Here is an 18,962-nt window from a genome sequence, read left to right as displayed (position 1 = left end):
GACCGCATGTACTTGAAGAGCCTGACCATCAAGGGGTTCAAGTCCTTCGCGCAGCCGACGACGTTCGCGTTCGAGCCGGGCGTGACGTGCATCGTCGGCCCGAACGGCTCCGGCAAGTCGAACGTGGTGGACGCCCTGGCCTGGGTGATGGGGGAGCAGGGGGCGAAGACCCTGCGCGGCGGCAAGATGGAGGACGTCATCTTCGCCGGCACCTCGACCCGCGGCCCGCTCGGTCGGGCCCAGGTGCTGCTGACCATCGACAACAGCGACGGCCTGCTGCCGATCGAGTACTCCGAGGTGACGATCGCGCGCACGCTGTTCCGCAACGGTGGCAGCGAGTACGCCATCAACGGCGAGAACTGCCGCCTGCTCGACGTGCAGGAGCTGCTGAGCGACACCGGCCTCGGCCGTGAGATGCACGTCGTCGTCGGGCAGGGGCAGCTCGACAAGGTGCTGCACGCCACCCCCGAGGACCGCCGCGGCTTCATCGAGGAGGCCGCCGGGATCCTGAAGCACCGCCGTCGCAAGGAGAAGACCCTCCGCAAGCTCGACGCGATGCAGACGAACCTGACCCGCCTGTCCGACCTGGCCGGTGAGATCCGGCGGCAGCTGAAGCCCCTCGGGCGCCAGGCCGAGGTCGCGCGCAAGGCCCAGTCGGTCGCCGCGGTCTTCCGCGACGCCAAGGCCCGCATCCTGGCCGACGACGTGGTGCGCCTGCGCCGCGAGCTGCACGACCACCAGGAGGTCGAGGCGGGCCGCAAGTCCGAGCGCATCGTCCTGACCGAGCGGCTCGACCAGACCCGGGTGCGCCAGCAGCACGTCGAGCAGAGCATGGTCGGCGACGACGTCGACCGTGCCCGCACCGTCGTGCACCGACTCGAGAGCGTGCAGGAGCGCCTCCGCGGCCTGTCGAGCCTGGCGAACCAGCGCCTGATGTTCCTCGCGCAGCAGGCGGACGCCCCGCAGCAGGGCCCGACCGTCACCCAGGAGCAGGTCGCCGGGGTCCGTGCCGAGGCTGACCGCCTCGCCGCCCGCGCCGACGAGATGCAGGGCGGCTCGGCGACGACCGCCCGCGCGGTGCAGGACGCCCGCGCCGCGCTGGACGCCCTCGACGAACGCATTGCCGCCCAGGCATCCCGGGTCTCGCAGCACGACCTCGAGGCGCAGCGGCTCGCCAGCGCCGTCGACGTCGCCCGGTCGAAGCGCGGTTCCGCCGTCGCCGACCGCGAGCGGCGGGAGCGGGCTCTGGCCGAGGCCGGGGAGCGTGCCGAGCGTGCCGCGGCGGCCCTCGCCGAACTCGGTGTCGACCCGTCCGAGGGCGTCGACGAGTCCGCGCTCGCGCAGACCCTGGAGCAGGCGCGCGCCGAGCTCGAACGGGCCCAGACCACGCGCGACGAGCAGCGCGACCGCCTCCACGCCCTCGAACGCGAGCGGGACGCCCTCGACGCCCGGGTCACCGCGCTCGGCATGTCGATCGAGGTCCGCGACGGTTCGCAGGCCCTGATCGACGCCGGTCGCGCGGGCATCGTCGGTCGCCTGGCCGACAGCCTGACGGTCTCGCCCGGGTTCGAGGCCGCGATCGCCACCGCGCTCGAGGGACTCGCCGACGCCGTCCTCGCGGACGACCGCGGTGCAGCGCTCGACGCCGTCGACCACGCCCGCGCTGCTGACCTCGGCCGGATCAACGTCGTCGTCGCGGACGCCGCGTCCGTCACCACCGCCCTGCCCGAGACCCTGCCGGCCGGCGTCCGCCGTGCCACGGACCTGGTGCAGGGACCGCCGGCACTCGCGTCGATCCTGCGCGACACGCTGGTCGCGGAGACCGACGACCTCGACCTGGAGGCGGTGCTCACCGCCGCCCCGCACGCCACGGTGGTCACGCGGTCCGGCGACCTCGTCCGCGCGGTCCGCGTGACCGGCGGCGGGGAGCGCGTGACCTCGCGCATCGAGCTCGTCGCGGAGCGCGACGACGCCGTGACGCGCCGCGACGCGATCGCGACCGACGCCGAGGACGCGGCCACGGGCCTCCAGGCCGCACGCAGTGCCGTCGAGGACGCACGCCGCCGTGCGGACGAGGCCGACGCAGCATCCCGCGCGTACACGCGGGCGAAGGCCGAGTACGACCGCACGAGTGCGTCGACGCGGGCGAAGGCGGAGAACGCCGCGGCCGAGGTCGAACGGCTGCGTGCCGCGCTCGCCGAGACCGACGGCGCCGTCGAGACCGCCGAGGCGGTGCTGGCCGAGGCCGAGTCGGCGCACCGGGCCTTCACCGAGCAGGAGCGTCCCGTGGTCGACGCGTCCGAGCGTCCCGCGCTGCAGGACGCGCTCGAAGCCGCACGTGCGGCCGAGGTCGAGCAGCGGATCCAGGTCGAGACCGTGCGCGAGCGGGTGCGCGCCGAACGGAACCGCGCCGACCAGCTCGAACGCCAGCTCGAGGCGGAGCGCGCCGCCGCCGAGGAGGCCGCCCGGCTCGCCGTCATCCGACGCGGCCAGATCCGGACCGCGGAAGCCGTGCTCGCCGACCTGCCCGGGGTGCTCGGTGCGGTCGACCGTTCGCTGGCCGAAGCCCGGGTGCAGCTGGCGACGGAGGAAGCCGAGCGGTCGAAGCGCAACACCGAGCTGCAGACCATCCGCAACGAGGAGCGCGAACTCCGCGACCGCCTGCAGACCATCACCGACGGCGTGCACTCGCTCGAGATGGAGATCTACGAGAAGAAGCTGCACGTGTCCGGCGTCCTCGAGCGGGCGCAGAGCGAGCTCGGGCTGACCGAGGCCGTGCTGGTGGCCGAGTACGGGCCGCACGTCCCCGTGCCGGTCGACGTGCTCGTGGACCCGCGGGTGCGCGCGCGGAAGCACCGTGAGGCGGAGCGCGCAGCCGCGGCCGCCGCGGCCGAGGCCGCGGGCGTGACCGAGCCGGAGGAAGCTGCGGCAGACGCCGGCCCCGAAACCGACGACGTGGCCCTCGTCGACGCCGAGTCCACGCTGCCCGGCGGCCCCGCCCTGCCCGAGTTCGACACCACCGACGAGGTCGACCCCGCCGACGTCGAGACCGTGCCCTACGTCCGTGCCGAGCAGGAGCGCCGACTCAAGGCCGCCGAGCGCGACCTCGGGCAGCTCGGCAAGGTGAACCCGCTCGCGCTCGAGGAGTTCCAGGCGCTCGAGCAGCGGCACGCGTTCCTCGCCGAGCAGCTCGAGGACCTGCAGAAGACCCGGACGGACCTGCTGACGATCATCGACGAGCTCGACACGAAGATGCAGACGATCTTCGAGTCCGCGTTCAACGACACGAAGGAAGCGTTCGACGTCGTCTTCCCGATCCTGTTCCCGGGCGGCTCGGGGTCCATCAACCTGACCGACCCGACCGACCTGCTCGGCACCGGGATCGACGTGCAGGTGAAGCCCGCCGGCAAGAAGATCGACCGCCTGACCCTGCTGTCCGGCGGCGAGCGGTCCCTGGCGGCGGTGGCGCTCCTCGTCGCGATCTTCACCGCGCGGCCGTCGCCGTTCTACATCATGGACGAGGTCGAGGCGGCACTCGACGACGCCAACCTCGGCCGCCTGCTGACCGTGTTCGAGCGGCTCCGCGAGTCGTCCCAGCTCATCGTCATCACGCACCAGAAGCGCACGATGGAGATCGCCGACGCCCTGTACGGGGTGTCGATGCGGCAGGACGGCGTCTCCGCCGTCGTCGGCCAGCGGGTGCAGAAGCGCGAGCCGGCGGACGCGGTCGCCTAGGCGCCCGAGCTTCGCACCCCGTTCCGCGAAAGCGACAGATCTGCGCCGACAGTTCGCGGCGATCTGTCGCTTTCGCGGGGATCACCGGGACTGGTACCGAGATCTGTCGCTTTCGGAGAGCCGTGGGCGTCACCACGGACAGACGGGAGGCGCGGTGCCAGCTGGCACCGCGCCTCCCGTTCTGTCAGGTGCGTCCGGACAGGACGCCGGGTCGCTACGCGCGACCGCGGATCGTCCGGAGCAGCCAGCCGATGACCGCCAGCAGGATGAGCACGATGCCCACCCAGAGCAGGAACTTCAGCGCACCGACGAAGATGCCGCTGAAGAGCAGGACGAGGCCGACGATGATCGCGATGATCAGCAGTGCGGGCATGAGGGTCTCCTATCCCTGGAACGAGACCGAGCAGATGCCCGGACCGTCAGGGACGCTACTCCTCGGCGCGCCGACGCGTTCGCTCAGCCGACGTGGCCGCCTTCGCTCAGCCGACGAGGTTCTGCACGAACACGTGCGGGGTGAAGCCCGTGAGGTCGTTGATGCCCTCGCCCTGCCCGATGAGCTTGATCGGGATGCCGGTCTTCTCCTGCACGCTCAGCACGAACCCGGCCTTGGCCGAGCCGTCGAGCTTCGTGATGACGAGGCCGGTCACACCGGCACCCTCGATGAAGGCCTGAGCCTGTGCGAGGCCGTTCTGGCCCGTCGTCGCGTCGAGGACGAGCAGGACCTCGCTGATCTCGGTCTGCTTCTCGACCACGCGCTTGATCTTGGTGAGTTCGTCCATCAGGCCGGCCTTGGTGTGCAGGCGCCCGGCGGTGTCGATGACGACGATCTCGGTCTGGTCGCGGATCGCCTTCTCGACGGTCTGGTACGCCACCGACGCCGGGTCCTGCCCGGGCTGCGACGGACGGACGACGTCGACCCCGGCGCGCTGGGCCCAGGTGGCGACCTGCTCGACCGCCGCGGCGCGGAACGTGTCCGCCGCCCCGACGAGCACCGTGCGGTCGTAGGTCTTCAGGAACTTGGCGAACTTGCCGATCGTCGTGGTCTTGCCGACGCCGTTCACCCCGACGACGAGCACCACGGCGGGCCGCGCGCTGAGCTTCAGGGTGGTGTCGAGCTTGGAGAGCCGTTCCTCGAGGACTTCGCGGAGCATGCGCTGCAGGTCGGCGGGGTCGGTCGTGCCGTACCGGTCGACGCGGGCGTGCAGGTCCTCGATGATCTCCTCGGAGATGTCGGGCCCGAAGTCGGCGCCGATGAGGGCGGTCTCGAGGTCCTCCCACGTGGTCTCGTCGATCGTCTTGCGCTGGAAGAGGCCGCGCAGCCGTGTGGACAGTGACCAAGAACTCGCCATGCTCCCAGCTTAGAGCGCGGCACATGTCCGCTGTGCCCGGTATGCTCGGGATCACGAAGGGGAGTATTCCCTCTCGGTGACCCCGTCAGTACGGTCCGGAACGATCCGGCCCCGGGGCGCCGGTCGTGCGACACCGGTTCCGGTGCCGAGCGACGGAAGAGACCTTCAGGCCTCGGCGTACCCGCACAGCAGCGGCACGCCCTACCTGAAGGAAACCGTGGACGTCCCACTCTTCGTCTGGCTCATCACGATCGCCGGCATCCTCGCGCTGCTGGTGTTCGACTTCTACTCGCACGTCCGCACGCCGCACGTGCCCCACATCCGCGAATCCGCGTTCTGGTCGGCCTTCTACATCGGGCTGGCGATCCTGTTCGGCATCGGCATCCTGGTGTTCGGCGGCGGACAGGCCGGTGGTGAGTACTTCGCCGGCTGGCTGACCGAGAAGGCGTTGTCGGTCGACAACCTCTTCGTCTTCCTCATCATCATGTCGAGCTTCGCCGTGCCGAAGGAGTTCCAGCAGAAGGTCCTGCTGGTCGGCGTCGCGATCGCGCTCGTCGCCCGCGGTGTCTTCATCGCCCTCGGCGTCACGATCATCGAGAACTTCTCGTGGGTCTTCTACCTGTTCGGTGCGCTGCTGTTCTGGCTCGCCTGGTCGCAGGCTCGCAGCGGCAACGACCACGGCAGCGAGGGCGAATCCCGGCTCATCCGGATCCTCAAGCGCATCATCCCGACCTCGGACCACTACGACGGCGACCGCCTGACCACCCGCGTCGACGGCAAGCGGCTGTTCACCCCGATGCTGCTCGTCATGGTCGCCATCGGCCTGACCGACGTGCTGTTCGCGCTCGACTCGATCCCCGCGATCTTCGGGCTGACGCAGGACGCCTTCATCGTGTTCACGGCGAACGCGTTCTCGCTGCTCGGCCTCCGGCAGCTGTACTTCCTGATCGCCGGGCTGCTCGAACGCCTCATCTACCTGGGTCAGGGCCTGGCCGTCATCCTGGCGTTCATCGGTGTGAAGCTCGTCTTCCACGCCATGCACGTCAACGAGCTGCCCTTCATCAACGGTGGCGAGCACATCGAGTGGGCACCGGAGATCCCGATCTGGTTCTCGCTGGGCTTCATCGCGCTGACGATCGCCGTCGCCACGACCGCGTCGCTGGTGGTCTCGAAGCGCCGCCAGGAGCGCGGGCTCACCCCGACCGGCCAGCCGAAGGAGTCGGTCGAGGCCGACGCGAAGTAGTCGTCACCACCTGACGGACAGGAGGCGCGGTGCCAGCTGGCACCGCGCCTCCCGTCTGTCCGGGTGTCGTCCGGAGCGTCAGACGGCCTGGCGACCAGGGGTCGCGTCGAGCAGGTGGGCCAGGTGCTCGGGAACCGAGCCGCCGCGGGCCACCGTCGCCCGTGCCCAGAGCCGGCCCGCCCGGTACGACGACCGGACCAGCGGTCCGGCGAGCACTCCGGCGAAGCCCATCTGCTCGGCGACCTGGCGGAGCTCGACGAACTCCTCCGGCTTGACCCAGCGCGCGACCGGCAGGTGCCGGGGCGACGGGCGGAGGTACTGCGTCAGCGTGATGATGTCCGTGCCCGCGTCGAACAGGCGCTGCAGGGCGTCCTCGATCTCGATGCGCTCCTCGCCCATGCCGAGGATCAGGTTCGACTTCGTGACGAGTCCGGCGTCGCGGCCCTGGGTGATGACGTCCAGGGAGCGTTCGAACGTGAAGGCCGGCCGGATCCGCTTGAAGATCCGCGGGACGGTCTCGACGTTGTGGGCGAAGACCTCGGGGCGGGCGTCGAACACCGGGCCGAGCTGGTCCGGTCGCCCGTTGAAGTCCGGCACCAGGATCTCGACGCCCGTGCCGGGGGAGTGCTCGTGGATCGCGCGGATGGTCTCGGCGTAGAGCCAGGAGCCGCCGTCGGGCAGGTCGTCGCGTGCGACGCCGGTCACGGTCGCGTACCGCAGCCCCATCTCCGCCACGGAGTCCGCGACCCGGCGGGGCTCGTCGCGGTCGAGCGGTTCCGGCTTGCCGGTGTCGATCTGGCAGAAGTCGCAGCGACGGGTGCACTGCGAGCCGCCGATCAGGAAGGTGGCCTCGCGGTCCTCCCAGCACTCGAAGATGTTCGGGCACCCGGCCTCCTGGCAGACGGTGTGCAGCTGCTTGTCGCGCACCAGGCTCGACAGCTCGCGGAACTCCGGGCCCTGCGTGGCACGGGTCTTGATCCACGCGGGCTTCGTCTCGATCGGGGTCTCGGCGTTCCGGGCCTCGACCCGGAGCATGCGGCGGCCTTCGGGGGCGAGGGTCATACGAGGGTCTCCTGTCGGGCGGGCGCGGTGCTGGTGCTCGTGCTGGTGCTGGGGGTCGTCGTGCTGATCCGGTGGCCGCTGTGCATGCCGTCGACGGCCTGTTGGACGCCGTGCGCGACCAGGGGTGCGAGGTCGTCGACGGTCACGGGAGCGAGCCCCACGTGCGCCGCGGCGGCGCTCAGCGTCGTGACCCCGGCGTCCGCGATGCCGCACGGGACGATCGCGGCGTAGGCGTCCAGGGCGTTGTCGCAGTTGATCGCGATGCCGTGGCTCGTCACGCCCTCGGCGACGTGCAGGCCGATGGCGCCGACCTTGGCGGCGGGGGTGCCGTCCGTGCCCGGCACCCAGGCGCCGCTGCGACCCGCGACCCGTTCGGCGTGCACCCCGACTGCGGCCGCGGCGTCGATGACGACCTGCTCCAGGTCGCGTACCCAGGCGACGACGTCGAGTGGTTCGGCGAGCCGGACGATCGGGTAGGCGACCAGTTGCCCCGGCCCGTGCCAGGTGATGCGTCCGCCACGGTCGGTGTCGACGACCGGGGCGCCGTTCGTCGGCAGGTCGGACGGTTCGGTGCGGCGTCCGGCGGTGTACACGTACGGGTGCTCGCAGAGGACGAGGGCCCCGCGGGAGCGGCCGGCGACGACGTCGGCGTGCAGGTCCCGCTGCAGGGCGAGGCCGTCCGCGTAGTCGAGCAGGCCGTGGTGGCGGACGATCTCGAGTTCCGGCATGCGGCGAGCGTACGACAGTTTCTGGACGGCGTCCAACAACCGGGTGCTTGACCTCAACAATGGTTGAGATGGTCCGATGAGGACATGGACATCCGACAGGTACAGCTCGCCACCCGATCGCTCTCCGACACCGCCCGCTTCTACGAACGACTGGGGTGTCCGGTCGAGATCGTCGACGCCACGGTGCGCGTCGTGGTGGGTTCGTCGCTCCTCGTGTTCCGCGAACTGCCGGAGATGACCGGAGCCCTGCACCTGGCGATCACGATCCCCACGGGGACGTTCGACGCGGCCAAGGCCTGGATCGCCGGACTGACGACGGTGCTCGGTACGGACGACCAGGACGAGTTCGAGGGGCCGCCGAACTGGAACTCGCGGTCGGTCTACTTCGAGGGGCCCGACCAGCAGCTCCTCGAGCTCATCGAGCGGCGGGACCTCGAGTCGGGCGCCCGGCGCGCCGGCGACGGTTCCGGCACCGGCACCGGCACCGGCGCCGTCGTCCCGCTCGTCTCCGTCAGCGAGGTCGGCGTCCCCGTCCCCGACGTCCTCGGCGCCGTCGAGGCCCTGCGACGCGCCGGTCTCGAGCCGTACGCCAACCCGCCGGGGGAGTCGTTCGCGGCGGTGGGCGACGTGGACGGTCTCGTGATCCTGGTGTCGCCCGACCGGCGCTGGTTCCCGACCGGTGACGGGAGCCCGTCGAGCGCCCCGGTGGTCATCGACGTGGGGCTCGGGGCGCCGCTCGAACTGACCGAGGGTGTCCTCCTGCGGTGAACGGGCCGGTGTCGTCGGCGGGAGCCTTGTAGAATCGACGGATCATGGCGCAATTCGGTTCACTCTCCGATCGGCTGACCGAGACCTTCCGCAATCTGCGGAGCAAGGGTCGGCTGACTCCGTCCGACGTCGACGGCACCGTCCGCGAGATCCGGCGGGCGCTCCTCGACGCCGACGTCGCGCTCGAGGTCGTCAAGGCGTTCACCGCATCGGTGCGCGAGCGTGCCCTCTCCGACGAGGTCAACCGCGCGCTCAACCCGGCGCAGCAGGTCGTCCAGATCGTCAACGAGGAACTCGTCGGCATCCTGGGCGGGCAGCAGCGACGGCTCGAGTTCGCGAAGAAGCCGCCGACGGTCATCATGCTCGCGGGTCTGCAGGGTGCCGGTAAGACCACCCTCGCGGGCAAGCTCGGCAAGTGGCTCAAGAAGGACGGCCACACCCCGATGCTCGTCGCGGCGGACCTCCAGCGTCCGAACGCCGTGCAGCAGCTGCAGGTCGTCGGCGAGCAGGCCGGCGTGCACGTGTTCGCGCCCGAGCCCGGCAACGGTGTCGGCGACCCGGTCAAGGTCGCGAAGAACGCCATCAAGGCCGCGATCGACCAGCAGTACGACACCGTCATCGTCGACACCGCCGGTCGACTCGGTGTCGATGCCGAGCTGATGAAGCAGGCCGCGAACATCCGCAAGGCCGTCGACCCGGACGAGGTCCTGTTCGTCATCGACGCGATGATCGGCCAGGACGCCGTCAACACGGCCCGTGCGTTCCAGGAAGGCGTCGACTTCACCGGTGTCGTGCTCTCGAAGCTCGACGGTGACGCCCGCGGTGGTGCCGCCCTGTCGGTGGCCAGCGTGACCGGCCGTCCGATCATGTTCGCGTCGACGGGTGAGTCGCTCGACGACTTCGAGCCGTTCCACCCGGACCGCATGGCGAGCCGCATCCTCGACCTCGGCGACATCCTGTCCCTCATCGAGCAGGCGCAGGGCGCCTTCGACGAGGAAGAGGCGCGCAAGGTCGCGGACAAGATCGCGACCGACAACTTCACGCTGAACGACTTCCTGCAGCAGATGCAGCAGCTCCGCAAGGCCGGCTCCATCAAGGGCATGCTCGGCATGCTCCCGGGAGCCAAGGGCATGCGCGAGGCACTCGACAACTTCGACGAGCGCGAGATCGTCCGCACCGAGGCGATCATCCAGTCGATGACGCCCCAGGAGCGCGAGCTCCCGAAGCTCCTGAACGGTTCGCGTCGTCTGCGCATCGCGCGCGGTGCCGGATCGACCGTCACCGAGGTCAACGCGCTGGTCAACCGCTTCGAGCAGGCCGCCAAGATGATGAAGACCGTCGCCCGCGGTGGCGTGCCGCAGATGCCGGGCATGGGTCCGATCCCGGGCATGCACGGCGGCAAGAAGCAGCAGCAGGGCGGCAAGAAGAAGTCGAAGGTGGGCAACCCCGCCAAGCGCGCAGCCCTCGCGGCCGGCGCGGCGGCTGCGCCGCAGCAGGCCCCGCAGGGGTCCGGCCTCGGCCTCGGGGGCGCCAAGGGCGGCAAGGCACCGACCGAGGAAGAGCTCGCGTCGCTGCAGAAGTTCCTGGGTCGCTAGTCGCGACTCGCGATCCCGACCACCTGACGGACAGGAGGCCCGGTGCCAGCTGGCACCGGGCCTCCCGTCCGTCACTCAGCGCTTGGACTTCTTGAGGTACGCCCGCAGGTCGGCGTACGTCCCGTCGTCCTCGCCGAACAGGACGACGCTCCGCGCCGTCTCGAGCCAGGCGCTCGTGGAGGGTCGGACCTCACCCAGGGCGGCGAGCAGATCCGGCATCCCGATGAGCCGTGCAGTGCCCGTCGTGATGCTGTCCATGAGTGCGTGCTCGGCGGCGACCTCGCACACGTAGGCGATGTCCGCACCGGAGAAGCCCTCGGTCCGCTTGGCGAGCGCTGCGGCGTCGATGCCCTCGACCGGTCGGTCGCGGAGGTGCCCGCGGAAGATCGCTTCGCGTGCCGGGACGTCCGGCGGCAGGACGAGCACCGTCCGGTCCAGCCGACCCGGACGACGGAGCGCGGGGTCGACGTCCCACGGCTGGTTCGTCGCAGCCAGCACGAACACGCCCTCGTTCCCGCCGTCGACGCCGTCGAGTTCGGTGAGCAGCTGGTTCACCATCCCGCGCACGTGCGAGCTGCGGGTCTGGCTCCGTCGCTGGCCGAGCGCGTCGACCTCGTCGAAGAACACCACGCATGGAGCCGCGGCGCGTGCGGCCTCGAAGACCGCCCTGATGTTCTGCTCGCTCGCGCCGAGGTAGGGGTCGAGGACGTCGGTGATGGAGACGCTCATGAAGCGTGCGCCGAGCTCGCCGGCGACAGCCCGGGCGATGAACGTCTTCCCGCACCCCGGAGGGCCGTACAGCAGCAGACCGCCGCGGAGGCTCTTGCCGTACAACGCCCGGAGCTCGGGGTTCGCGAGCGGGGCGAGGAACGCGACGGTGAGCCGCTGCTTGACGGCCTCCATCCCGCCCACGTCCGCAAACCGGACCTCCGACGGCTCGACCGAGAACGCCGACGGCAGGTCCGGGTCGGGAGCCGAGTCCTCGGCGAAGGACGGTTCGACGATGTGCTCGACCTGCTGTTCCGCGGCGTGCCAGTCGAAGTCGGACGGCGCACCAGCGGCGGGAGCGTCGGTCGGCGCGTCCGCGGGGAGTGCCGTGGCGGCACCCGGGCGCAGCACCGCCAGCATGAGCGCGCCCGCCGCGGCGTCGGTCGGCGCGATGGCGAGTGCGGCTGCCGCTTCGGCGGTCGCCTCAGCCGGACGTCCGGCTTCGAGGAGCAGACGACCGAGGTGGACACGCAGTGCGACGTCGTGGGGTGCGCTGTCGACCGCGCGTCGGAGCGCGCCGATCACCGGGTCGTCGTGGACCGGGTCGTCGTTCATCGGGAGTCCTCTCGGAGCGGTCGGTTCGGTGGTGTCGCGCGACGCGGCGTCAGGCCAGGCGCAGTTCGGTCGCGAGGGCGAGCTCGTCACCCGTCGTCATCGTCGTCCTCGTGCACCGCTGGGCGGGTCCTCGGGAAGGCGCGCAGGATGCGCTTCATCAGGACGGACGCGATGACGACCCCGACGAACACGAGACCCTGCGCGACGAGCGCGGCGACCGGTGGGAGGAACAGCCCGGTCGCCGAGATCGCGGTTGCTCCACCGAGGACCAGCGTCACGAGTCCCCAACCCGGTACCGCTCGTCGAGCGACCGAGACGAGGAAGGCGAGGCGAGGCCGTGCCTCGGAGGTGAACCGGAGGGCGATGAAGGCGATCACGGCGAGGGCGGTCACCGGCGGGAAGGTGGTCGCCCAGCGCTCCATCCCCGGATCCCCGCTGTCGATCGTCGCCAGGAAGCCGAGGGCGGTGATCACTGCCGCGCCGCCGAGGGCCACCCTGATGCGGGCGAGTGGGTTGACGACGCCGATCATGAGGTTCCGCAGTGCTGTGGCGTCCGTCGGGTTCGTCGACAGGATGCCCGCGAAGGCCAGCGCGGACTCGCTCTCGTGGCCGTGCCGCAGCCGTGCCACCGCCAGGTTGTGCCGTGCCCCTCGGTCCTCCGGAGCGAGCGCGAGCCCCCGGCGGTACGCGTCCTGCGCTTCCCGTTGCCGTCCGACGGCGAGCAGGAGGTCGCCGTGCTGGCGGTGCACGAACGGTTCGGTGGGAGCCAAGCGGACGGCCTCGAAGCTCGCCCGCATCGCCTCCAAGCGGTTCTGCTCGCCGAGCCAGAGGGCATCGACTCGCGCAGCGTGCGCCTGCCACGATCCCGGGTCCGCGGCGACCGAACGACGGGCGGCCTCGACGGCTCCGATCCGGTCCCCAGAGCGGAGCAGGGCGGTCGACAGCACGCGGAGGGAGGTACTGTCACCCGGCGCGAGAGCGACCGCTCGTCGAGCAGCTTCGCACGCCGCGTCCGGCTGGTCGAGCGCGAGCAGCGCCAGGGCGCGTACGCGCTGTCCGGCGATCGATTCGCCTTCGTCGTGCTCGGCCGCCCTGACCTCGGCGAGTGCCTGTTCCGGTCGACCGGCGTCGACGAGCGCGCCGGCACGGATCACCGTCGCCGGTCCGCGCTGTGCTGCCTCCCCCGCCACAGGGGAACTGTAGCGTTCGCCGTGGACTGCCGATGCCCCCAGGACGGGAGGCCCGGTGCCAGCTGGCACCGGGCCTCCCGTCCGTTCGTGGTCGCGCCGCGACGTTCCTTCCCATCGCACGCGCGATGGAAAGTGGAATCGGGCGTCCCTGGTCGGGAGGAACGACCAGGTACGCCCGATTCGACCAGGTACGCCCGATTCGGGCCGGTCGCGGCTAGAGCGCTTCGCGGAACTCGGTCACCAGGTGGCGGACCACGGCGCGCAGGTCGCCGCCGTTCTCCTGCGCGACCTGCAGCTGCCGCTGGTACGAGGCGCCGCGCTCGATCATCGTGTCGAGGTGGTGCAGTTCGTCCTGGCAGCCGAGCCGTTCGGCGATCGGGTCGAGCCGCTGCACCAGGTCGTGCACCTCGTCGGTCACGAGCCGCTCGTCGCCGGCGACGTTCGTGATGATCTCGGCCTCCATGCCGTAGCGGGCCGCGCGCCACTTGTTCTCGCGGATGAACCACGGCTGCATGGTGGGCAGGGTCTCACCGGCGTCGAGCCGGTCCGAGCAGGCGGTGACCAGGCACTGGACGAGTGCGGTGACGGCGCCGACCTCGTGCAGGGTCGAGATGCCGTCGGAGACCCGGTTCTCCAGGGTGCCCCAACCCGGCGACGGGCGGATGTCCCAGCGCAGGTCCTTCACGCCGTCGATGACGCCGGTGTGCGTGAGGTCGCCGACGACCTCTTCGAAGTTCGCCCAGGCACCGAGCTGCGGCGGGAGCCCGCCGGTCGGGAGCTGCTGGAACATGAGGGCGCGGTTCGAGGCGTACCCGGTGTCGGTGCCGCCCCAGAACGGGCTCGACGCGGTGAACGCCTGCAGGTGCGGGACGTAGGCGAGCATCGCGTTCATGATCGGGACCGCCTTGTCGCGGTCGTCGATGCCGACGTGCACGTGCACGCCCCAGATGAGCATCTGGCGTCCCCACCAGCGGGTGCGGTCGATGAGGGTCGTGTAGTGCTCGCTGTCCGGGGTGATCTCCTGCTGGTCCCACACCGCGAACGGGTGCGTGCCCGAGCACATCACCTGGGCGTCGAGCGGTTCGGCGGCGTCGATGACCTCGCCGATGATGCCGGACAGCTCGCTCGTCGCAGCCCCCACGCGGTCGTGGACGCTCGAGACGACCTCGACCGTGTTGGTCAGCAGCTCCTCGGTGACGCGGTCGTGGTCGCCGAGCCGCTCGTGCACGGCGGCGATGACGGCGGGGGCGCGGGGAGCGAGGTCGCCGGTCGACCGGTCGACCAGGGGGAGTTCCCACTCGACGCCGATGGTCGACGGGCGGGACTCGGTGAAGCGGATGTCCATGCCGTCCATCCTGCCCGGGTCCTTGTCGGACACGCACAACGAAGCGTTGTCCCGATCGTGCGGATCGTCCTGCAACTAGTTCCACTGTGGGCGTACCGTTGAAATGTTCCTACAGGGAAGAGGTACGCATGCAGTTGGTGGTGCGCGGGACGAACGCCCCGCTCGTCGGAGAACTCGACATCCCGGTCTCGAAGTACCACGCGCACCGCGCGCTGGTGCTCGCGTCGCTCGCGAAGGGGACGAGTGTCGTCTCCGGGGTGAGCGCGACGCGACAGGTGGAGTGGACCGTGGGCACGCTCCGCGCCCTCGGCGTCGACGTCAAGCGTCGCGGGAACGCGTACCACGTGACCGGGCTGGGCGGCCGGTACCAGGCGACCGACGTCGTGGACCACGGCTCGCGCGGTGCCGACGGACTGCTCAACATGGGGTCCTCGGGCACCACGCTCTACTTCATGACCGGGCTCGCCTCGCTGGCCGACCGCCCGATGACCCTGTCGGGCATGAAGTACTTCCAGCGCCGGCCGATCAAGGCGCTGCTCACCTCGCTGACGCAGATGGGGGTGGAGCTCGAGGCGACGAACGACTGCCCGCCCGTCACCGTGCAGCCGAAGCGTCCGCGTGGCGGTGACGTGACGATCGCAGGCACCCTGTCGCAGTGGGTGTCCGGGCTGCTGCTCGTGGCGCCGTTCGCCGAGCACGAGACCCGGATCCACATCACCGGCGGGCGGCTCAACGAGCAGCCCTACGTCGAGCTCACCGTGCGGATGATGCGGCAGTTCGGCCTGACGGTGGAGGTCTCCGACGACTGGCTCGAGTACCGGATCCCGGCGGGCCAGCAGGCCACCCCGCACGACTACGTCATCCCGCCCGACATCGGCTCCGCAGCGTTCGGCATCGCGGCGGCCGGCACCCGCGAGTCGAACGTGCTGCTGCGGGGCATGACGGCCACGACGACGGCCGAGACCGACCACCCGGAGAGCGAGTTCCTGGACCTCGCGACCGCGATGGGCGTCCCGATGCGGATCGACGAGGAGACCGGCTTCGTCCGGATCGAGCACGACGGGTCCCCGCTCCGGCCGCTCGACGTCGACTGCCGTCCGATCCCGGACCTGCTGCCCGTGCTGTCGACGATGGCCACCTTCGCCGAGGGCACGAGCCGACTGTGGAACGTGGCGCACATCCGGCTGAAGGAGTCCGACCGCGTGGCGGCGATGCTCCAGCTCAACCGGATGGGCGGCCGTGCCGAGCAGGGTGCGGACGAGCTGCGGGTCACCGGTGTCGGTGCGGCCGGGTTGCACGGTGCGCCGATGTCCTCGTTCAACGACCACCGTGTGCTGATGTCCCTCGCGGTCGCGGCGTCGAGTGCCGACGGGGTGTCTGGCCTGACGTACCCGCGTGCCTACCGGATCTCCTACCCGACGTTCCTCGAGGCGATGAACTCCGTCGGGCTCGACATGTCCGTCGGCGACCGGCTCGCGGCCCAGGCGGCCCGGGACGACCGGATCGACGCCGCCGAGGCCGACGGGGTCCGCACGCACCTGGGCGCGCCCCCGGTCAGCGCGGCAGCCGAGGACCTCGAGACGTCTGCGGCGCCCGAGCCAACAGAGCAGCCGCTCGCGCAGCCCACCGCGCAGCCCACCGCCGCGCAGCCCGCCGCTCCGCAGGCCACCGCCCCGCAGCCCGCCGTCGCCGTGCCCGAGCTCGCCGGCGTCGACGCCGACCCCCTCGTCCTGAGCGAGCGGGTCCGTGCCCTGTCCCAGACCGACCCCGACGGCCTGGCCGTGATCGAGGTCGGCGGTGCGACCCCCGCGAACACCACGTGGAAGGAGCTGCAGGACGAGGCCGACCGGGTCTCCGCCCTGCTGCTCGAACTCGGCGTGCGCACGGGTGAATCCGTCGCGATGCAGCTGCCGAACTGGCGCGAGTTCGTGTCGATCACCCTCGGTGCGATCCAGATCGGCGCCGTCGCGACCCCGATCATGCCGGTGTTCGGCCCCCGCGAGACCACGATGACGCTGGCGCGTTCGAAGGCGCGCGTGGTCTTCCTGCCGAACGTGTTCCGGAAGCGCCGTCCCGCGCTCGAACTCCTCGACGTCATCGACGAGGCCGCCGCGCAGGACCGTCGCCTGTCGCTCGAGCACGTGATCGTGCTCCGCGCCGAGGCCCGCGGGCAGCGGGACACCCCGACGAACCAGCCGCCGCTGCCCGCCGACGCCCTGGAACGGGTCGTGGCGAGCGACTGGCACTGGCGCTACTTCGAGAACGCCCTCGCCGCCGTGCACGTCGACGTCGACGAGATCGCGTCGCACGCTCCCGGCCCGGACGACGTGTGCCAGCTGCTCTTCACCTCCGGCACCACGGGGGAGCCGAAGGGCGTGCAGCACCCGCACCGCACGCTCGGGCTGGCGACCGCCATGCACGTGGCGCAGTCCGGGCTGACCAGCGCCGACCGCATCTACATCCCGTCGCCGCTCGCCCACCAGACCGGGTTCCTGTACGGCATGCTGCTGGCGTTCCGGCTCGGTGCCCCGCAGGTCATCCAGCCGGTGTGGGACGGCCGCGTCGCACTCGAGCAGGCGTTCGGCGTCGCACGGGCGTCCTTCGTGCAGTGCGCGACGCCGTTCCTGACCGACCTCGTCGACCTGGTCGAGGCCGGTGCTCCGCAGCCCGAGTCGCTCCGGATCTTCGTGCCGACGGGCGCCGCGGTGCCCCGCGCACTGGCCCAGCGAGCGAGCACGGTGCTCGGCAGCGCCATCCTCGGCGCCTTCGGGACGAGCGAGACGTGTCTCGGAGCCCTGTCCAGCCCGAGCGACGACCCCGCCGACGCGTACGGTCACGACGGCCGGGCGCTGCCGGGCATCGCGATCCGCATCGTCGACGACGCGGGGATCGAGCTGCCCGCCGGGACCGAGGGCAACTTCGAGCTGCACTCGCCGACGATGTTCGCGGGCTACCTCGACCGCCCGGACCTGACCGACGACGTGTTCACCGCGGACGGCTGGTACCGGACCGGCGACTTGGCGAAGGTCGACGACAAGGGCTTCCTGTCGATCACCGGGCGCGTGAAGGACGTGATCAACCGCGGCGGCGAGAAGATCCCCGTCGTCGAGATCGAGAACCTGCTGTACCAGCACCCGCTGGTCACGGACGTCGCGATCGTGGCGATGCCGGACGAGCGGCTCGGCGAGCGTGCCTGCGCCTGGGTCGTGAACGCCCGCGCGGAGGAGCCGCTCGACTTCGCCGGGATGCAGCAGTACCTCGACACGGCCGGCGTGAGCAAGTACTACTGGCCGGAGCGACTCGAGTACACCACCGAGCTGCCGCGCAACGCGGTCGGCAAGGTCCAGAAGAACATCCTGCGCGAGCAGGCGGCCGCGCTCGTCGCGACGAAGGAGAACGAGACACGATGACGATCGTCGAGCAGACGAGCACGGGCTTCGACGAAGCCGCCTTCCAGCAGCTCAAGGCCGAGGTCACCGAGTGGGTGCGCGGCCCCGGCGAGGAGTGGGCGGACGAGATCGAGCGCACGGGCCGGGTCGCCCCCGAGCTGTTCCAGGAGCTCAAGGAGAACGGGTGGCTCAGCCTCGCCGCCCCGACGGAGCTCGGCGGACGGGCGATCCCGTTCTCGCGCTACCTCGAGATCATGGAGGTCGTCTCCCGCTCGCACGCCTCCATCCGCATGCTCGTGCACGTCATCAACGGCACCTGGCGCGCGATGGCCCCCTACGCGACGCCGGAGCAGATCGAGCAGGTCGTCAAGCCGTCCGTCGCCGGTGACACGCTCGTCGCGTTCACCCTGACCGAGGCCACCGCGGGCACCGGAGCGGACATCCGCACGACCGTCCGGCGCGAGGGCGACACCTACGTGATGAACGGCGAGAAGCACCTCATCACCTTCGGCGTCAAGGCCGACTACTGGCTCATCGCCGCCCGCCTCGAGGGGACGAGCGGCCAGGACGGCACGGTCGCGTTCCTCATGCCGAACAACGGGCTGCCGGGTGCCGAGGTGATCGACGACTCCGACACGATGGGCATCCGCGGTACCGACCACGCCATCCTGCGCTTCACCGACGTGCCCGTGCCGGCGAGCGCACTGCTCGGCGCCGAGGGGCAGGGGCTCGAGGTCGCGCTCGGCGGCTTCCTGCTGCCGAGTCGCGTGTCCGTCGCGATGAGCGCCGTCGGCCTGGCCGAGCGGGCGAACGAGCTCGCCGTGGAGTACGCGAACAAGCGCGAGACCTTCGGCAAGCAGCTCTCCAGCCGACAGGCGATCCAGTTCTACCTGGCCGAGAACTACGCCGACATCGCCGCAGCACGCGCCCTGGTGCTCGAGGCCGCTCGCGCCTACGAGGACGACCGTCCCGACGCCGGCACCCTGTCCAGCGCCTCGAAGATGGTCGCCGTCGACATGCTCGCCCGGGTCACCGACAAAGCCCTGCAGGTGCACGGCGGGCAGGGCTACTGGAAGCGCAACGCCATCGAGCGCGTCTACCGCGACGCACGCGCGCAGCGCTTCGAAGAGGGCACCAACGAGATCCAGAAGCTGATCGTCGGCCGCGCCGTCGTGACCGGCCAGGCCGGGTTCTAGACCGCACCCAACCACCGGACTGGAGGCCCGTGGCGGGCC

At 71.0% G+C, this 18,962-nt stretch carries 13 protein-coding genes; 6 read left to right on the top strand and 7 right to left on the bottom strand.

Translation table 11 applies throughout. From position 1 onward, the window contains the following. Positions 1–6: 6 nt before the first annotated feature. Entirely contained in the window at positions 7–3,735 is a 3,729-nt protein-coding gene (locus DEJ08_RS11350; protein ID WP_111054694.1) for an AAA family ATPase, read from the top strand. A 214-nt stretch (positions 3,736–3,949) separates the two neighbouring features. Here DEJ08_RS11350 and DEJ08_RS11345 read toward each other — a convergent pair whose 3' ends face one another. Further along, positions 3,950–4,108, bottom strand: a complete 159-nt coding sequence (locus DEJ08_RS11345; protein WP_171907827.1) for a hypothetical protein — start codon at positions 4,106–4,108, stop codon at positions 3,950–3,952. Positions 4,109–4,214: 106 nt separating this feature from the next. Further along, positions 4,215–5,084 (bottom strand): signal recognition particle-docking protein FtsY, encoded by an 870-nt coding sequence (gene ftsY, locus DEJ08_RS11340; protein WP_017888268.1) that lies wholly within the window; start codon positions 5,082–5,084, stop codon positions 4,215–4,217. 217 nt (positions 5,085–5,301) lie between these two features. On the opposite strand from ftsY, the gene DEJ08_RS11335 reads away from it, so the two are divergent. After that, complete coding sequence (locus tag DEJ08_RS11335; RefSeq protein WP_110859106.1) at positions 5,302–6,327, top strand: TerC family protein; 1,026 nt, start codon at positions 5,302–5,304, stop codon at positions 6,325–6,327. 78 nt (positions 6,328–6,405) lie between these two features. Here DEJ08_RS11335 and lipA read toward each other — a convergent pair whose 3' ends face one another. Together lipA and lipB are read right to left on the bottom strand one after the other, a co-directional pair. Next, complete coding sequence (gene lipA / locus DEJ08_RS11330; protein WP_111029146.1) at positions 6,406–7,389, bottom strand: lipoyl synthase; 984 nt, start codon at positions 7,387–7,389, stop codon at positions 6,406–6,408. Continuing rightward, entirely contained in the window at positions 7,386–8,117 is a 732-nt protein-coding gene (gene lipB, locus DEJ08_RS11325; RefSeq protein ID WP_111054742.1) for a lipoyl(octanoyl) transferase LipB, read from the bottom strand. Before lipB ends, lipA begins: the two co-directional genes overlap by 4 nt. Positions 8,118–8,201: 84 nt before the next feature. Here lipB and DEJ08_RS11320 point away from each other — a divergent pair, with 84 nt between their 5' ends. Then, the gene (locus DEJ08_RS11320; protein ID WP_181439005.1) at positions 8,202–8,885 is read left to right on the top strand and encodes a VOC family protein; all 684 of its coding nucleotides are present in this window, start codon (positions 8,202–8,204) and stop codon (positions 8,883–8,885) included. A 44-nt stretch (positions 8,886–8,929) separates the two neighbouring features. Beyond that, complete coding sequence (gene ffh, locus DEJ08_RS11315) at positions 8,930–10,480, top strand: signal recognition particle protein (RefSeq protein ID WP_027465889.1); 1,551 nt, start codon at positions 8,930–8,932, stop codon at positions 10,478–10,480. A gap of 75 nt (positions 10,481–10,555) precedes the next feature. Here the strand turns inward: ffh and DEJ08_RS11310 are convergent, their stop codons facing one another. The 3 genes from DEJ08_RS11310 to DEJ08_RS11300 form a co-directional block, all read right to left on the bottom strand. After that, complete coding sequence (locus DEJ08_RS11310) at positions 10,556–11,803, bottom strand: ATP-binding protein (RefSeq protein ID WP_111054695.1); 1,248 nt, start codon at positions 11,801–11,803, stop codon at positions 10,556–10,558. A gap of 86 nt (positions 11,804–11,889) precedes the next feature. Further along, positions 11,890–12,993 carry a tetratricopeptide repeat protein gene (locus tag DEJ08_RS11305; RefSeq protein WP_146248502.1) on the bottom strand — a complete coding sequence of 368 codons (1,104 nt, stop codon included), beginning with the start codon at positions 12,991–12,993 and terminating at the stop codon, positions 11,890–11,892. A gap of 214 nt (positions 12,994–13,207) precedes the next feature. Further along, a complete protein-coding gene (locus DEJ08_RS11300; RefSeq protein ID WP_175330811.1) occupies positions 13,208–14,347 on the bottom strand; it encodes a glutamate--cysteine ligase in 1,140 nt (379 codons plus the stop codon). 119 nt (positions 14,348–14,466) lie between these two features. Here DEJ08_RS11300 and aroA point away from each other — a divergent pair, with 119 nt between their 5' ends. Together aroA and DEJ08_RS11290 are read left to right on the top strand one after the other, a co-directional pair. Continuing rightward, positions 14,467–17,748, top strand: a complete 3,282-nt coding sequence (gene aroA, locus DEJ08_RS11295) for a 3-phosphoshikimate 1-carboxyvinyltransferase (RefSeq protein WP_111054696.1) — start codon at positions 14,467–14,469, stop codon at positions 17,746–17,748. Further along, the gene (locus DEJ08_RS11290; protein ID WP_111054697.1) at positions 17,745–18,923 is read left to right on the top strand and encodes an acyl-CoA dehydrogenase family protein; all 1,179 of its coding nucleotides are present in this window, start codon (positions 17,745–17,747) and stop codon (positions 18,921–18,923) included. Before aroA ends, DEJ08_RS11290 begins: the two co-directional genes overlap by 4 nt. Positions 18,924–18,962 lie beyond the last annotated feature (39 nt).

The sequence above is a fragment of the Curtobacterium sp. MCLR17_054 genome, from assembly GCF_003234335.2.
Taxonomy (GTDB): Bacteria; Actinomycetota; Actinomycetes; order Actinomycetales; family Microbacteriaceae; genus Curtobacterium; species Curtobacterium flaccumfaciens.
This window is presented reverse-complemented; position numbering and strand designations above follow the sequence as displayed.